The following is a 16,500-nucleotide window of genomic DNA, read 5'->3' on the forward strand; positions in this document are numbered from 1 at the left end:
TGTGTAAAGCATGCCGCCAGCGTTCAATCTGAGCCAGGATCAAACTCTTCAGTTTAATCTCTGTTTGTTGGCATTGCTGCCACCTTGATTTCTCAAGGGTCGCTCACTCAAAATACTGACCGTTACTCATTGCTGAGCAACGTTATACTTTTTGTGAACATTTGATAATTTAAGTATTCAGCAGCCACTTACGCAGCTGCTGGCACTTCATCAAACGCCCACACTTATCGACTGTTGATTGTTAAAGATCGTATTCGGTACTGCCTTGCTGCATTCTGCGAATCGTTGTGTTCGTCAGCAGCAGAGAAGTGAGATTATGCAGTGTTTCGCTTGACTCGTCAACTCATCCTTTTCTGCAGTGTGCACTCGGTTCGGAAACTTTTTGTGCGCTGCAGAAGCAGGACGCGAACTATAACAAAACCTTTGGTAGGCGCACAAGTCCTGTTGCGCCGACGACGCATCCAGAAACTACAGACCACAGTGCCGGCCTAGGGTTCCCTTTAATTCGACTTTCCCTGATACCCATCTGGATTCCAAGAAGTCAGGCGCTGCCAACAGAAGGGGCGAGTGAAAATACCGGGAACAGCTTGAACTATTTACTGCCGAGAGTAGTATCTGGTGCTGTGGTTGCAACTCGATAACAGTCCATACAATAACAAACCGTGGCCGGCCCCAAGGTTCGCCATGAGTGAGGACGCAGGAGACAGCATGCCGAACTTTGCCGTGGAACACGTCAATCGTGTCCGCTCGGTTGTCCAGAGCCGGAGCGGGCGCGAACGCATAGCAACAGCCAACCGTATCACCCAGTCCTGGATTCGGTGTCTCGACGAATACCGGCTGGACCCCGGTACGTGTGCGGAGCCGGAAGTCGTCTCTCCCGCCGAATTGCGGGAGCGCCAGGAACGGCTGGCCGATGTCCAGGCGGTCGCCAAGGTTGAAATGGCCAATCTGTACCAGCAGCTGGCGGGTTCCGGCTACGCGATCATGCTGACCGACCGCGAAGGCGTGCTGCTCAATTATTTTGGCGATCCTGCCTTTACCCATGCGGCATCGAAAACCGGCCTGATGCCCGGCGCGGTGTGGAGCGAACGTGCCCAGGGCACCAATGGCATGGGCACCTGCCTGTTCGAGCGGCGCCCGGTAACCGTGCACCAGGACGAGCATTACCTGTCGCGCAACACCGGCCTGTCCTGCGCCGCGGCCCCGATCTTCGACCATGAAGGCGAACTCGTTGGCGTCCTCGATGCGTCAGGCGAATCGCGCCTGGCCCAGCAACACACGCTGGCACTGGTGAGCATGTCGGTGCAGATGATCGAAAACCGCGTCTTCCTGCACCAGTTCCGCCATGATTTCATCCTGCGCTTCCATAATCGCCCGGAATTCGTCGGCACCCTGAGCGAAGGGGCGATCGCCCTCAGCGTGACAGGCAAAGTGCTGGCCGCCACCCGCTGCGCCCTGTTCCAGCTCGGCTTTACCGACCGTGCGGAGATCGTCGGCCGCGATATCACCGAACTGTTCAATATCACCTTCCCCGGCCTGATCGACAGCACGGTCAGGAAGGCCTTCCACCCAGTGCCGATCTTTGAAATTCGCAACGGAGCGCGCTTTTTCGCCGTGGTGTACCAGCCGCTGTCGACCTCGGGCGGACGCCGTGCGCCGAACATCGGCCTGCTGCCCGGCGCCGCCACAAGGGAAGCCCCCACTGCCCCGCCCGACAGCCCGCTCGACCGCTTGCAGTTCGGCGACCCTGTCATGGCAGCCAACGTCGACAAGGCCAAGCGGGTCCTCGAACGTAATGTGGCAATCATGCTGCTGGGCGAGACCGGCACCGGCAAGGAGATGTTCGCCCGCGCCATCCACGCGTCCGGCAGCCGCGCCAACCGCCCTTTCATTGCGATCAATTGCGCCTCGATACCGGAATCGCTGATCGAGAGCGAACTGTTCGGCTACCGCTCCGGCGCCTTCACCGGCGCCAGCAAGGAAGGCCAGCGCGGCAAGCTGCTGCAGGCGAATTCCGGCACTCTTTTCCTCGATGAAATCGGCGACATGCCGGTCGCCCTGCAGGCGCGCCTGCTGCGGGTGCTTGAAGAACGCGAGGTGATCCCGCTCGGCAGCGAGACCCCGGTCAAGCTCGACATCCGCCTGATCAGCGCCACCCACTGCGACCTGCCGAAAAAGATCGCGCTGGGCGAGTTCCGGGAAGACTTGTATTACCGCCTGCAAGGTGTGACGCTCACCCTGCCGCCGCTGCGCGAGCGCGCCGACCGCAGCGCACTGATACGTCATCTGGCCGCCGAGGAAAGCGACGAGGACAGCCCGATCGAACTCGACGCGCGCCTGCTGTTCCTGCTCGAGCAGCAGCGTTGGCCCGGCAACGTGCGCCAGTTGCGTCACCTGCTGCGCAGCATGATCGCGCTGCGCGAGACCGATCGTCTGAGCGTGCGCGACCTGCCGCCCGAATACCAGGCCGGCGCCACCGCCCTTGCACTGGCGCCAGGCGAGGAGCCGGTGCCGGAACCGGCGGTCGAAACCAGTTTGAACACGCTCGAAAGCGCCGAGCGCCGCGCATTGCTGCAGGTACTCCAGCGCCACGAGTGGAATCTGAGCGGCGTTGCCCGTGAGCTGGATATCAGCCGCAACACGCTTTATCGCAAGCTGCAGCGGCTGAATATCAAGCCGCCCGAAAAGTCCCTGGTTCACTAGACGCTTCCATGTCCAAGCCCACACGCGACCACTACACCACTACCGCCATCGCCCTGCACTGGCTGATCGCCCTGCTGCTGCTTGGCCAGTTCGCCTTCGGCCTGATGCTCGAGGATATTCCCCGCGGAACCCCCGATCGCGGCCTCTACGTCAACCTGCACAAGAGCAGCGGCATCGTGATCGGCCTGCTGATCGTGCTGCGCATTGCCTGGCGGCTGAAACATACGCCGCCGCCACTGCCGGCCGGCATACCGGCATGGCAGCGCACGGCGGCCAGGCTCAGCCATGTCGCCCTCTACCTGTGCATGCTGGCCTTGCCGCTGTCCGGCTACCTGGCTTCGAATTTCAGCAAGCATGGCATCAAATTCTTCAACATCCTCCGCCTGCCTCCGTGGGGCCCCGACGACAAGACGCTCTACGCCTTCTTCAACGGCGCCCACCATGTCGCCGCCCTGCTGCTGGCCGTTTTCGTCGGCCTGCACGTGCTCGCAGTCGCCAAGCACATGCTGATCGACCGCGACGGCCTGTTGTGGCGCATGTGGCCGCGCCACACCGAGCGCTGCATTCACCCCCACCCCGAACTGCCCGTGGAATCCCGATGACCGTCAAGCCAAACCGACTTTTCTCTTTTGCCCCTGTTCTGCTGACGGCGCTGCTGACGGCGCTGCCGCCGCTCCTGCACGCCGAACCCTTCGCCTATGTCCCCAACGAGGGCGCCGGCACGGTATCGGTAATCGACACCGCCACCGACAAGGTCGTGGCCGAAATGGCCGCCGGCAGCAAGCCGCGCGGACTGGCCGTCGGCGTCGACAGCCGCTGGCTCTACGTCAGCGACCAGCCGAACAACCGCCTGCAGCTGGTCGACCTCGTCTCCCGGAAGCCGGGCGCCGTCGTGACGCTGGGCGAGTCGCCCGAGGGTGTCTCGATCTCGCCCGACGGGCGCTGGGTGGTTGCGGCGGTCGAAGGCAAAAACGATATCGCGGTGGTCGACACGCGCAGCAATGCGCTGGCGTTTTCGATCAAGGTCCACGGCAAGAATCCGGAGCACGCGGTGTTCAGCCCGAACGGCCGCCTGCTCTTCGTCAGTGCGGAGGAAGGCGACGCGGTCGACATCATCGATTTCGGCGCGCGCAAGCAGGTGGCCCAGGTGGCGGTCGGCGCCCGTCCGCGCGGCATCGGTTTCCTGCCCGACAGCAGCCGCGCCTACGTGGCGACGGAAAACGCGAACGAGGTGTTCGTCATCGACACCGAGCGCTTTGCCATCGTCGCCCGGGTCAAGGCCGGACTGCGCGCGAACGGTATTGCCGTGCACCCGAACGGCAAGCAGGTGTACGTATCGAACGGCGGCGACGCCAGCGTGTCCGTCATCGACACCGGCAGCAACCAGGTCGTGGCCACGATTCCGGTCGGCCAGCGCCCCTGGAACATGGCGCTGACGCCGGACGGCAAGAAGCTGTACGTGGCCAACGGCCGTTCGAACAGCGTCTCGGTGATCGACACCGACAAGCGCGTCAAGCTGCACGATATCCCGGTCGGCAAACTGCCCTGGGGTGTGGTGATCCGCTAGTCGCCATCCTCGCCCAGGTCGACGCTGACCGAACGCCGCGCACTCAGCGGCCCCGGCATGGCCGCCGGTCCCTTCAGCAATTCGATGACGAGACCGGCGGGGTTGCGGCCGATCGAGGCGTGCAAGCCGGCATAGGCCGCGGTGAGCCGCGGATTGACGTCGAGGACCACGGCGCCGTGCTCGGTGAGCACGAAGTCGACGCCGACATAGCCCCACAGGCTGGGAATGGCCGCCGCCACCTGCTGTGCCAGGCGGTCGAAAGCGCCATCGTGGTCGCCCAGGCCATTCACCGTGCTGCCGAGGAAGTGGAAGCGGTTGTTGCGCATGGCCACCCGCTCGAGGTTGCAGCTCAAGACCCGCGCCACGCCGTCGCAGCACAGCAGGGACAGGCTGCCCAGCTTGCCGGCAATGAAGGGCTGCAGCACATAGCCTTCGGCCGCCGCGGCGCGGATCCATGCCAGCGCCGCGGCACGGTCGCTGAACAGGCGGATATTGAAGCAGCCGGCGCCGTCATCGGGCTTGACGACCCATGCGCCGTGCTCGTCGGGCAGGACGGCATGCGGGCTGTAGGTGGCGGCGACCGGAACGCCGCCGTCGGCCAGCGCCCGCGCAACTTCGAGCTTGCTGGCCGCCACCCTCACCGCGCCGGGCGCGCTGCCCAGCAGGATGCGGTTGGCGCGCAGCACCTCGCGCGACAGGCGTTCCAGCAGCCCTTCCGATTCGATCGCCAGCGGCCACACGGCATCCGCCGCTTCCACCCCTGCTTCGAAGCGCTCGCTGAAGGCCTGCTGTGCCTGCGTTGCGTCCTGCGCGGGCGCCAGCGTCGTCAGTTCGACGTCCGGCAGCGCGCGCAAGTCGGCCTGCAAGGCCTGCAGCAGCATGTCGCTCTGGCGCCTGAGCGAGCGCGGCAGCCGTCTGGGCAACGGCCCGCCGGCCGTCGCGTAATCGAATGCGAATACTTTCAACGGCGCCATCGCATATCTCCTGCTGCTGTCTTCTGCCGCTCAAGGCTGCTTGGGAGTGACGCTGATCAGGGTCAGGGTTTCATCGATCATCGGCGGCGCAGCCGGCGCCGCACCGGTCCGCACGGTGTCCGGCTTCCCGAGCGAGCTGCGTAATTGATACAGACCGCCCGGCACCTGGTCGCTCAGGACGAAGGTGTAGGTCTTGTGCAGGTATTTCTCGAAACGCGCATGCATCGGGTCGTTCAGGTAGGGCTGGATGCGCACCGCCTGCGCCTGCACTGTCTTGCCCTGGTAGGTGACTGGCTCGATGCTCAGTTGCGCACCCTCGGCCAGCGCCATCCGGATCCGCTTGCGGAAATAACTGGTCGAGCCGCCGGTCAGGCGCTTCATCTCGGCGATGTCGTGCTCGAGAAAGCCGAGCAGCACCGGGTTGCCGTGGGCCTCTTCGAGCGCCGGGATTTCCTGCTTGCGCTCGCCAGTGAGGAAATGCAGGGTGGCGCTCAATTTGCCGTTGATCCTGGCCAGGTCGAGCCGCACTTCATCCTTGAAGCCCGGTTCCATGTTGCTGCTCTTGCGGAAGCTGTACACCAGCGTGGCCGGCGGCTTCACCCGCGCCAGGTGGTCGGTTTCGAACAACAGGGTTTCGGCAGGCGAAATCTGCTGCGCCGCCGCGGTGCCCGCAGCAAACGTGGCCAACAGGGCAAGCGTGGCGCCCGCATGCCGTATGGGGAAAAGCGCGCGCGCGTTCATCATGGCTTGCCCGGACGGCTGGATGGCAGCGCCCGCCCCTGCCCGTCCACCAGCGGCACGCCGTACTCGGCGAGGATGGCGTCGATTTTGGCCTGGCTGCTGCCGATCAGCTGGTCGATGCGCTGCCGGAATTCCTTGTCGCCGTGGCGCACCGCCATCGCAATCTCGTAATCGAGCTTCATGCCCGGACGCGAGACAAGGGGGACTGCCACGATGGGCGCCGAGCGCGTGTTGCGCGCAAAGTAGCCCGCGATCGGCCCCCACACGAAGGCCGCGTCGAGCTTGCCGCTGGCGAGATCGCGTTCGATGATTTGGCCAGGGTATTGCTCAGCGTCGCCAGTCTGGTTCTGGTACCAGTCGACCTGGTCCATGAGCTTGTTTTGCACCAGCCATTCCGTCACCGGCGAGGACGAGAAAGCGCCGAGCCGCAGCTTGCCGCGCTGCTCGGGCTTCAAGGCCATCAGGTCGTCCAGGCTGCGCACGCCGTCCAGGCCCTTGCCCCTCACGTAGACCAGCGCATACGTCGAATGGTAGTAAGGCCGGGTGGTGGCGGCCAACTCGAAGCCGGCCGGCACCCCGATCACCAGGTCGCACTTGTAGCGGTCCGAATTGTCCACCTTGGCGCGCAAGGTGTTGCGGATGAAGCCGATCCGCTGCGGGAACCAGGTGTGTTCCAGCTTCCATCCCAGCTCCTGGGCAAGCAGGGCCGCGATCCTGTTCTCGAAGCCGGCCTCGGCACGGTTCGAGAACGGCAGGTTGTTGGGGTCCTGGCAGACGCGCAGCACCTTGTCCTGCCCGGGACCGGCGTCGCTGCCGGCCTGCTGGGCGGCAATTGGACCCGCCACGCCGAGCAGCGCCACCGTGGCGCACGCCATCCTGCCGAGGCGCAAGCGCCAGCTCATTTGCCGATCTCCTGCAGCCGGCCGGGCTGGATCGCGCCATCCGAACGCCCCTTCAGGTAGGCGTACAGGTTGTCGATGTTCTCGACCACCATCTTGCTGCCATCGAAATTCGGCATGCCTTTATCGATCCGGCCATGCAGGACGGTCTGCTTGAACTGGTCCTTGGTAAGGGTCTTCAGGCTGTTCACGAGCGAGGGGCCGACCATGCCTTCCTGGGCGGCGCCGTGGCAGCGTTCACAGGCCAGGGCGCGCCAGGTCTTCCAGCCGCTCAGGGTCTGGGCATCGACCTTGTTGCCACCGGCGACCTTGTAGGGCGCGGCGCCGGCAGGCGCGGCATCGTCGTCGGCGATGGCAGGTACGGCGGCCAGGCAGACGGCCGCGCTCAACATCAGGGTTACGAATTTGTTCATGGCGATTTCCGGTAAGGACAGGGTACGGCCACCGGCGTCCCGCGTGCCGGCGGCCGTTTGTTGCGGTGCTTGCGGACCGTAAGGATCAGCGGTCCGGCAGGGCGAACACGGTCAGCACGCCGCCGAGTTCGGTGTACTTGGCCAGGTCCTTATAGCCGCCGACCGCGCCCAGGCCTTCCGTGCCCTTGGTCAAGCCGGCCGCAAGACCGATGCCGGCCCAGCCGCCGATCCCCGACAGCACACCGATATACTGCTTGCCCTTGTACTCCCAGGTCGTGACGTTGCCGATGATGCCGGACGGGGTCTTGAACTTCCACAGCTCCTTGCCGTTGTTGTCCACCGCCTTGATATAGCCTTCCAGGGTGCCGTAGAACACCACGTCGCCGGCGGTCGCCAATGCCCCGCTCCACACCGAGAACTTCTCGGGCTTGGACCAGACGATCTTGCCGGCGCTGGCGTCCCAGGCGATGAAGTTACCCATGCCGCCATGGCTGTTCGGCGCCGGGTACATCGACAGGGTCGAACCGACATAGGGCTGGCCGGCCGTGTACTCGATCTGGAAAGGCTCGTAATCCATGCACACGTGGTTGGTCGGCACATAGAACAGGCCGGTCTTGGGCGAGTAGCTCGCCGGCTGCTGGTCCTTGGTGCCGAGAGCCGACGGGCAGATGCCCTTCGAATTGACGTCGGGTCCGTTCTTGTCGGTGCTGTACTTCGCCACGACCACCGGACGGCCGCTCTTCATGTCGATGTGGCTGGCCCAGTTCACCACCGGGTCGTATTTTTCGGCGACCAGCAGCTCGCCGGTCTGGCGGTCCATCGTGTAGGCGAAGCCGTTGCGGTCGAAGTGCACCAGGGCCTTGCGCGGCTGGCCCTTGACCTTCATGTCGACCAGGATCATTTCGTTGACGCCGTCGTAGTCCCACTCGTCGTGGGGCGTCATCTGGTAGACCCATTTCGCCATGCCGGTATCGAGGTCGCGCGCGAAGATCGTCATCGACCACTTGTTGTCGCCAGGGCGCTGGCGCGGATTCCAGGTGCTCGGGTTGCCGCTGCCGTAATACACCAGGTTCAGCTGCGGGTCATAGCTGTACCAGCCCCAGGTGGTGCCGCCGCCGAGCTTCCACTGGTCGCCCTGCCAGCTCTTGAGCGAAGAGTCGGGACCGACCGGCGCCATCTTGCCGTTGGTCCAGGTCATGGTCTTGGCCGGGTCGAACAGCAGGTCCTTGTCAGGCCCGGTGCTCCAGGCTTTCCACAGCAGCTTGCCGGTATTCGGATCGTAGGCGGCAATCCGTCCGCGTACGCCGAATTCGCCGCCGCTGATCCCGGTCAGCAGCTTGTCCTTGAAGATGTGCGGTGCATTGGTGGTCGTTTCGCCGATCTTCGGGTCGCCCACCTTGGTCTTCCACAGCTCGGCCCCGGTCTTGGCGTCCAGCGCCACCAGCGTGGTATCGGCCTGCTGCAGGAAGATCTTGCCGTTCGAGTAGGCCAGGCCGCGGTTGACGGTGTCGCAGCACATCACCGGGATCACGGTCGGGTCCTGCTTCGGCTCGTACTTCCACTTGATGCCCTGGTCTTCCAGCGAGAGCGCGAACACCTTGTTCGGGAAGGGGCTGTGCAGGTACATCGTGTCGCCGATCACCAGCGGCCCGCCTTCGTGGCCGCGCAGCACGCCGGTCGAGAAGGTCCAGGCCACCTGCAGGTTCCTCGCGTTCTTGCTGTTGATCTGCTTGAGCTCGCTGTACCGCTGGTTGCTCACGCTGCCGGCCTGCATCGTCCAGTTTTTCGGATCCTTGCTCAGCTGGGCTAAATCGGAGTCTGCTGCGAACACAGGCGAGGCTGCCAGTGCCAGACATGGCCACCAGCGTAAGAGTTTCGTTTGAAATGACATGCTAGTCTCCTATCGGTTTTTATATCAGCGCTGCTGCACATGGCAGGCCTGGTTCGCATTGGCCTGAATGGTCTTGTATTTGTCGGCCATTGCCCTGACCGTAGGGGGATCGCGGAAAGCACCGCCACGCTCGCCCGCCAGCGACTGGTCCCGCAGGGCGGTCGACATCGCCACGAAGTCCTCGTAGGACATCGCTTCGGCGATACGGTCGATCACGCACGAGCACTTGTAGAGGAACTCGTACTTGCCGTCGTGCTTTTGCATACACTCCAGCACGTACTCCATCCGCCCACTGGTCGGGTAATCATGGACCTTGGACTGGGCCATGGCAGGCGGTGCCAGGAGTGCCAGCAGAAGCAGGGGCAAGCGCCTCATAGGATGCCCTTGGCTTTTGCGACGTGAGTGGAAATCGCGTCCATCAGCGGCGGCGACAGGCAGTCGTAGGGCGGCAGGCCGATCTCGGTCAGGCGCGCACGCACGGCGCCCATGTTTTCGGGACGGGCGCCCGACTCGATGATGGACGAGACGAAGGCCGCAAAGGTCGGCGCCGCCCAGCCGCGCTGGTTCGAACGCTCGGTGTGCACGAAGTCGAGCCCGAAGAAGGGGTGGGCCGTGTTCTCGATGCGCCCGTACATGTGCACGCCGCACTCGCGGCAGGCATGCCGCACGATGGCGGCGCTGGTGTCGACCGGCTGCAGCTTCTCGCCGTTGGCGGCGACCCGGAGGTTCTCGCGCGACACCACCGCGACCTGGGAAAACAGCGAGCCGGCCGGCTTCCAGCACTTGGTGCAGCCGCAGACGTGGTTGTGCGCCACCTGCCCCTTGATCTCTACCGTCACCGGATCGGTCGCGCACAGGCAGGTCAGGGTCCCGCCCGCGAAGTCCGGCGCGGCCGGCGGAATACCGTCGTCGACGGATGGATGAATATGGACTGCACTGCTCATGATCATGTCTCCTCTTCTTCGTTGGACCGCCTTGGTTAATAGATCACTACCGAACGGATCGACTGCCCGCTCTTCATCAGCTCGAAGCCCTCGTTGATGCGCTCGAGCGGCAAGGTGTGGGTGATCAGGTCGTCGATGTTGATCTTGTTCTCCATGTACCAGTCGACGATCTTCGGCACGTCGGTGCGGCCGCGGGCGCCGCCGAAGGCCGAGCCCTTCCACACGCGCCCGGTCACCAGCTGGAAGGGACGGGTCGCGATTTCCTTGCCGGCCTCGGCCACGCCGATGATGATCGACTGGCCCCAGCCCTTGTGGCAGCACTCCAGCGCCTGGCGCATGGTCTGCACGTTGCCGATGCATTCGAAGGAGTAATCGGCGCCGCCGTCGGTCAGCTGGACGATGGTGTCCACCACGTTCTCGACGTTCTTCGGATTGACGAAGTGGGTCATGCCGAACTTGCGCGCCATTTCTTCGCGGCCCGGGTTCAGGTCCACGCCAATAATTTTGTCTGCGCCGACCATCCTGGCCGCCTGGATCACGTTCAGGCCGATGCCGCCGAGGCCGAACACCACCACGTTGGCGCCCGGCTCGACCTTGGCGGTGAAGATGACGGCGCCCACGCCGGTGGTCACGCCGCAGCCGATGTAGCAGGTCTTGTCGAAAGGTGCGTCCTCACGGATTTTCGCCAGCGCGATTTCCGGCACCACGATGTAGTTCGAGAAGGTCGAGGTGCCCATGTAGTGATAGATGGGCTGGCCGTCCAGCGAGAAGCGCGAGGTCGCGTCCGGCATCAGGCCGCGCCCTTGCGTGCTGCGGATCGCCTGGCACAGGTTGGTCTTGCGCGAGAGGCAGAATTTGCACTGGCGGCATTCCGGGGTGTAGAGCGGGATCACGTGGTCGTCGCGCTTGACGGAGGTGACGCCCGGACCGGTCTCGAGGACGATGCCCGCGCCTTCGTGGCCGAGGATGGCCGGGAAGATGCCTTCCGGGTCGGCGCCCGACAAGGTGTACCAGTCGGTGTGGCAGATGCCCGTGGCCTTGATTTCGACCAGCACCTCGCCGGCGCGCGGGCCTTCGAGGTCGACTTCGGCGATCTGCAGGGGCTCCCCGGCCTTCCATGCGATGGCGGCTCTCGTTTTCATGGTGTCTCCGTTGTGAATGGTCTTGTGATATGTCCGTCATTCGCAAGGGTCGTGCCAGGCATGCCGCCGCAGGAAATCTGTGCAGAGCGTGTGTACGGCCGTGCCGGAATCGAGACACCCGGGCGCCAACTGTGCAAAACCTGAACAGGTGTCGCGCCATCGGATGGGATGAGCGGCACGCCGTGCACAAGCGCGATGGGTGGCAGGCATATTGCTTGAGTCGCAAACGAGAGGTCCGCCGATTGAGCGGGCCCGGCCATCAGTCCAGACAGGAGTCAGGATGAATCGAGCTGTATGCGGAATGAACACCATCGCCATGCTGTGCGCCGCCGGGGCGGCCGCTGCCGAAGCAAGCCCATCCGGTGAAGCCCCAGGGATCCCGGTCGTCATCGTCACCGGCAGCCGCGTCGAACACGATATCTCCGATTTCCCGGCCGCCATCGACGTCATCAACGCGCGCCAGATCCGCGATACGCAGATGCGCGTCAACGCGTCCGAATCCCTGGTTGCGGTGCCGGGGCTGGTGATCCAGAACCGCCAGAACTACGCCCAGGACCTGCAGATTTCCTCGCGCGGCTTCGGCGCCCGCTCCACCTTCGGCGTGCGCGGCGTGCGCCTGATCGCCGACGGCATTCCCGCCACCATGCCGGATGGCCAGGGCCAGGCGGCCACCTTCAACCTCGACATGGCCGAACGCATCGAAGTGCTGCGCGGTCCCTTCTCCGTCGTCTACGGCAACCACTCGGGCGGCGTGGTGCAGCTGTTCACCCGCGAAGGACACGGCAGTCCGACGGCCGAGACCACCATCTCCGGCGGCAGCGACGGCATGTGGAAGGTCGACCTGAACGCGCAGGGCGAGACCTACGGCATGGGTTACGTGGTCGACGCGTCCCGCTTCGGCACGGAGGGCTACCGGGCCCATAGCGCGGCGCGGCGCGACCAGGGCTTCGCCAAGCTGAACTTCAAGCCGGATGCGGACAGCAAGCTGACGGTCACCGCCAGCAACCTGAGCCAGCATGACACCCAGGATCCGCTGGGCGTGACCTGGACCAGCTTCGAGCGCGACCCGCGCGCCGGCGAGATCGACGCCACCGACACCCAGACCCCGAAGCGCACCCTGGCCGACCGCTACAACACGCGCAAGAGCATCGACCACCAGCAGGCCGGCGCCATCTACGAGCGGCGGTTCGGCGAGGATCGCCTGCGCGCCATGGTCTATGGCGGCAACCGGAGCGTCATCCAGTACCAGTCCTTTTCGCGCGCCTTCCAGGCCCCGCCCACGCATTCGGGAGGCGTCGTCGATTTCGACCGCGACTTTTACGGCGCCGACCTCAACTGGCTGTTCGTGCGCCCGCTCGCCGGCGGCAAGCTCAGCACCACGATCGGCATAGCCCTCGACCGCTCTACCGACGATCGGAAGGGTTACGAGAACTTCATCGGCGACCAGTCCGGCGTACGGTTTGGCGTCAAGGGCGCGCTGCGGCGCGACGAAACCGACGTGCTGACCAGCGTCGATCCCTACCTGCAGAGCGAGTGGCAGGGCGGGCCCTGGGTGATCACCGCCGGCCTGCGCCACAGCCGCCTGAAGGTGGAGGTCGACGACCGCTTCCTCGGCAACGGCAATGACAGCGGCAGGATCGATTACCGCCGGACCACGCCGGTGCTCGGCGTGCTGTACAAGGTCGATCGCGGTCTAAATCTGTACGCGAGCGCAGCGCGCGGCTTCGAGACGCCGACCTTGAACGAACTGTTCTATTCGCGCGGCGGCGCCGGTTTCAATTTCCGGCTTGCGCCGGCCAGGAGCCGCCACCTGGAACTGGGCGCCAAGGCCGTGCTCGGCGCCGACACGCGCATCGACGCGGCCCTGTTCCAGGTGCGCACCGACGACGAGCTGGTGGTCGACAGCTCCGTGGCCGGACGCACCAGCTATCGCAATGCGGCCCAGACCCTGCGCCGCGGTGCGGAGGTCTCGCTCGACACCAATTTCATGGCCGGCTGGAGCGCGCGGCTGGCCCTCAGCATGCTGCGAGCGACCTATGAAACCGGCTTCGGCGCGGTGCAGCCGGGCAGCCGCCTGCCGGGCGTGCCGCGCGCCAACCTGTATGGCGAACTCGCCTGGAAAGAAGCAAGCGGACGCTTCGGCGCGGCGCTCGAGACGGTCGCGAACGCCAAGGTTTATGCGGAGGACACGAATACCGAACGGCCGGCGCCGGGCTATGCGGTGCTGAACCTGCGCGTGCAGGCACGCCAGGAAGTCGAACGCTGGCGTTTTAAACAGTTCCTGCGGCTGAACAATCTGTTCGACCGCCAGTATGTGGGCTCGGTCATCGTCGGCGACGCCAACAAGCGCTACTACGAAGCGGCGCCGGGCCGGCTATGGACGGCGGGCTTTACGGCCGAATACAGGTTCTGATCAGAAGCGGTAGCGCAAGCCGGCGACGATCGTACGCGGCGCGCCCGGCGCCACGAAGCGGGCGTGCCCGGCCTCGCCCTCCTCTTCCAGCGGCGTGCGCAAGCGGCCGTTCGGGAACAGGTCCGGCGCGACCGCGCCATAGCTTTCGAAGCGGCGATCGAACACATTGCTGATGCGCGCAAAGACTTCCCAGTTGTCGGCCGGGCGGTAGCTCGCGCGCAGGCCGAGCAGCAGATAGCCGTGCACGCGCCAGTCGGCGCGCTGCGCATCTTCGCCCTCCTCCGCATCTTCGCTCAGGCCATCCTCGTTCCCTTGCGTGACCAGGCTCGAGACCGCATGCAGGTCGGCGCCGACGCTCAGTTCCGGGCGCATGCTCCAGTCGAGCGACAGCTTGGCGCTGTGGCGCGGCAAGCCCGCCATCTGCGTGCCGCGCCGCACCTGCACATGGCGCGCGCCGGTGAACAGTTCGCCATCGGCGTCGTACACCGCCTGCAGGTAGCTGTAGGCAAGCCGGATCCCGAGACGGCCGGACTGGCGGCTCAGCAGGGCGTCAAGGCCTTGGTGACGCGTGCGCTCGAAGTTCGCAAAATAGCCCTGGCGCGAAGGGGAACTGAGGAACAGGATATCGTCGCGGTTGACGGTGCGATGCAGCGACAGCGAATAGCTGCCCGATGCGTCCTCGCCCTGGAAGCGGCCGCGCGCGCCCGCCTCCATCGTGCGCGCCACAACCTGCTTCAAGTACGGATCGGATTGGAGGCCGACCGGCAGGCGGCAGGGATTGTCTGGATCCGCGCAGCCGAGTTCGATCACGGTCGGCACGCGGTTGCCCTGTGCGATGTTGGCAAACAGCGTCATGTGCGGGCTCAGGATATGGGTGATGCCGAGCGAGGGGTTGAGGCGGCTGTAACTGAAGCTTTCGGCAGCTTGCGGTCCGCGTTCATTGCTCAGGGTATTGCCGACGCGTGTGCGGCCGTAGCGCGCGCTGGCGGTCAGCTGCGTGCCAGGCGCGACCGGCAGGCTGGCGGCAAGATAGACGCCGACAGCGCGCGAGCTGCCCGTCACGGATGAAGTGGGCTCGCGCGCTTCCAGCGGATCGGCGATCACTTCGCGTCCATCGGTGATGAAGGCGGCCTGCTCGAACTGGGCATAATGCACCTCGCTCCGGTCGACGCTGGCGCCGGCATCCAGCCGCAAGGCGCCGCGCCGGGTGCTGAAGGCGAGGTTCAGGCCGCGCCCGTCCTGGCGCGTGCTGGTGGTGTTCAGGACGCCGGGATGCTCTGCTGCGCTTTCCTCGATGTCGTCGCTGACGTCGCCGTTGACGGTATCGCGGCGGCTGTTGCGGACATAGGCCACGGCGCTCAACTCGGTGTTGCGGTCGATGTGATGGGTGAGGTTGAAGCTGCCCTGCAGCAGGCGGTTGCGGGTCGTGTCCGGATAGGTATAGACGGCGCGTCGGTCGACCTGGTACAGCGCATCCGGCAGCAAGCCGTTGCCCAGCACCCGGCTGCGGCCGCCGAGCAGCGTGGCGCTCCAGTCGGTGGCGCCCATGCTGCGACCGACCTTGAGCAGGACATTCCCGAGGCGGCCGGCCGAATGATCGCGCCAGCCTTCGTCGTCGAACAGGGTGGCGGCGACAAAGCTGTGCCAGCCGCCGGCGCCCTGCCGGCCATAGGCGAGGTCGGCGCGGCGCCGGCCCTGGCCAGTGAGCGAGAATTCGGCCTCCCCGCCCGGGTCCGTGAGCCCGGACTTGGTCCTGAAGGCCAGCGCGCCGCCCAGGGTGTTCAGTCCGTACAGCGGGTTGGCGCCGGTGACGAGGGTGAGCTCGCCGATCGCCGCCTCGGGCACCATGTCCCAATTGACCACGTCGCCGAAGGGTTCGTTCACGCGCACTCCGTCCAGGTAGACGGAGATGCCTTGCGAGCTGCCCAGCACGGGCGATGCGCGAAAGCCGCGGAAGGTGATGTCGTTCTGGAAGGGACTGCCCGAAACCTCGTTCACGTTCACGCCGCCCAAGTGGTTCGCCATGAATTCGGCCAGGTTTTCGCCGCCCGCCTTGCGGATGGTCTTGTCGGTGGCCACTTGCACTGGGTAAGGCAGCAGGTCCCGGCCGATGCCAAGGCCGTAGACCGGCGCGACGCCGACGACCTCGACCCGGGGAATGAAGAGCGCGCGAGTTTCTTCCGCGACAGCGACACGCGGCAAGAATAAAAAGAGCAGGAAAGGAATGTGGAGTCGTGCCACGGCCGCGGCGCATGCCGCAGGACCGGTTGAATGCGCCATTGTGTCCCCTAGTCTTGTCATGTTTGATCTTAGACCAGCAAAGGACATGCCACGCGCACGCTGGCGTGACGGACAGGACAGCTGTTCCGAAACGGTACAGCTGTTCCACAGAGGTGTGGCGGATCTGGAGCACAAAAGCAAAAAGCCCGTCCAGTTTGACTGGACGGGCTCTGCTTAATAATTAGCCTGACGATAACCTACTTTCACACTGGTTGCAGCACTATCATCGGCGCAAAGTCGTTTCACGGTCCTGTTCGGGATGGGAAGGGGTGGTACCGACTTGCTATGGTCATCAGGCATAAACTGTACGGGTATCGCTTTTGACTGCAGCGCTACCCTGAATCCGGAAGAAGTTAGTTTTACTTTGTAATCTGTTGTGTCAACAAACAGCTGTCATTGACCTGGCTTTGACTGCCAAGGTTATAGGGACAAGCCGTACGGGCAATTAGTACTGGTTAGCTTAATGCATTACTGCACTTCCACACCCAGCCTATCAACGTCCTGGTCTCGAACGACCCTTCAAGGAGCTCAAG

13 protein-coding genes and 2 rRNA genes are annotated in these 16,500 nt (G+C 64.6%); 4 read left to right on the plus strand and 11 right to left on the minus strand.

What is annotated here, in order from left to right:
• The first annotated feature begins 708 nt into the window (after positions 1-708).
• From LQV39_RS25850 to LQV39_RS25860, 3 genes are read left to right on the plus strand one after another with little or no spacing between them, the layout of a single operon-like run.
• Positions 709-2,703 carry a sigma-54-dependent Fis family transcriptional regulator gene (locus tag LQV39_RS25850; RefSeq protein WP_230030064.1) on the plus strand — a complete coding sequence of 665 codons (1,995 nt, stop codon included), beginning with the start codon at positions 709-711 and terminating at the stop codon, positions 2,701-2,703.
• An 8-nt stretch (positions 2,704-2,711) separates the two neighbouring features.
• Positions 2,712-3,305 (plus strand): cytochrome b, encoded by a 594-nt coding sequence (locus tag LQV39_RS25855; RefSeq protein WP_230030065.1) that lies wholly within the window; start codon positions 2,712-2,714, stop codon positions 3,303-3,305.
• Positions 3,302-4,270, plus strand: a complete 969-nt coding sequence (locus LQV39_RS25860; protein WP_230030066.1) for a beta-propeller fold lactonase family protein — start codon at positions 3,302-3,304, stop codon at positions 4,268-4,270. Before LQV39_RS25855 ends, LQV39_RS25860 begins: the two co-directional genes overlap by 4 nt.
• On the opposite strand, the gene LQV39_RS25865 is transcribed toward LQV39_RS25860, so the two are convergent.
• The 8 genes from LQV39_RS25865 to LQV39_RS25900 all read right to left on the minus strand — a co-directional run bounded on the left by LQV39_RS25865 (position 4,267) and on the right by LQV39_RS25900 (position 11,274).
• Positions 4,267-5,244 carry an ATP-grasp domain-containing protein gene (locus tag LQV39_RS25865; protein WP_230030067.1) on the minus strand — a complete coding sequence of 326 codons (978 nt, stop codon included), beginning with the start codon at positions 5,242-5,244 and terminating at the stop codon, positions 4,267-4,269. The two genes, LQV39_RS25860 and LQV39_RS25865, sit on opposite strands and share 4 nt — an antisense overlap.
• 30 nt (positions 5,245-5,274) lie before the next feature.
• Positions 5,275-5,988 carry a hypothetical protein gene (locus LQV39_RS25870; protein WP_230030068.1) on the minus strand — a complete coding sequence of 238 codons (714 nt, stop codon included), beginning with the start codon at positions 5,986-5,988 and terminating at the stop codon, positions 5,275-5,277.
• Complete coding sequence (locus LQV39_RS25875; protein WP_230030069.1) at positions 5,985-6,887, minus strand: quinoprotein dehydrogenase-associated putative ABC transporter substrate-binding protein; 903 nt, start codon at positions 6,885-6,887, stop codon at positions 5,985-5,987. Before LQV39_RS25875 ends, LQV39_RS25870 begins: the two co-directional genes overlap by 4 nt.
• Complete coding sequence (locus LQV39_RS25880; RefSeq protein ID WP_230030070.1) at positions 6,884-7,297, minus strand: c-type cytochrome; 414 nt, start codon at positions 7,295-7,297, stop codon at positions 6,884-6,886. Before LQV39_RS25880 ends, LQV39_RS25875 begins: the two co-directional genes overlap by 4 nt.
• Positions 7,298-7,382: 85 nt before the next feature.
• A complete protein-coding gene (locus LQV39_RS25885; RefSeq protein ID WP_230030071.1) occupies positions 7,383-9,188 on the minus strand; it encodes a methanol/ethanol family PQQ-dependent dehydrogenase in 1,806 nt (601 codons plus the stop codon).
• A 24-nt stretch (positions 9,189-9,212) separates the two neighbouring features.
• Positions 9,213-9,452, minus strand: coding sequence for a hypothetical protein (locus tag LQV39_RS25890; RefSeq protein WP_230030072.1), 240 nt, complete (start codon positions 9,450-9,452; stop codon positions 9,213-9,215).
• Between the two features lie 107 nt (positions 9,453-9,559).
• Positions 9,560-10,132: an S-(hydroxymethyl)glutathione synthase gene (gene gfa, locus LQV39_RS25895; protein WP_230030073.1), complete on the minus strand. Its 573-nt coding sequence runs from the start codon at positions 10,130-10,132 to the stop codon at positions 9,560-9,562.
• A gap of 35 nt (positions 10,133-10,167) precedes the next feature.
• Complete coding sequence (locus tag LQV39_RS25900; RefSeq protein ID WP_230030074.1) at positions 10,168-11,274, minus strand: S-(hydroxymethyl)glutathione dehydrogenase/class III alcohol dehydrogenase; 1,107 nt, start codon at positions 11,272-11,274, stop codon at positions 10,168-10,170.
• A gap of 280 nt (positions 11,275-11,554) precedes the next feature.
• Between LQV39_RS25900 and LQV39_RS25905 the strand changes: the two genes are divergently transcribed.
• The gene (locus tag LQV39_RS25905; RefSeq protein WP_230030075.1) at positions 11,555-13,687 is read left to right on the plus strand and encodes a TonB-dependent receptor domain-containing protein; all 2,133 of its coding nucleotides are present in this window, start codon (positions 11,555-11,557) and stop codon (positions 13,685-13,687) included.
• Here the strand turns inward: LQV39_RS25905 and LQV39_RS25910 are convergent, their stop codons facing one another.
• The 3 genes from LQV39_RS25910 to LQV39_RS25920 form a co-directional block, all read right to left on the minus strand.
• Positions 13,688-15,928: a TonB-dependent receptor gene (locus tag LQV39_RS25910; protein WP_230030076.1), complete on the minus strand. Its 2,241-nt coding sequence runs from the start codon at positions 15,926-15,928 to the stop codon at positions 13,688-13,690.
• 223 nt (positions 15,929-16,151) lie between these two features.
• A 5S ribosomal RNA gene (rrf, locus tag LQV39_RS25915) occupies positions 16,152-16,264 on the minus strand.
• Between the two features lie 127 nt (positions 16,265-16,391).
• Positions 16,392-16,500, minus strand: a 23S ribosomal RNA gene (locus LQV39_RS25920); the annotation flags it as partial.

Origin of the sequence: Massilia sp. Bi118, from assembly GCF_918697865.1 — a bacterium.
GTDB lineage: Bacteria > Pseudomonadota > Gammaproteobacteria > Burkholderiales > Burkholderiaceae_D > Telluria.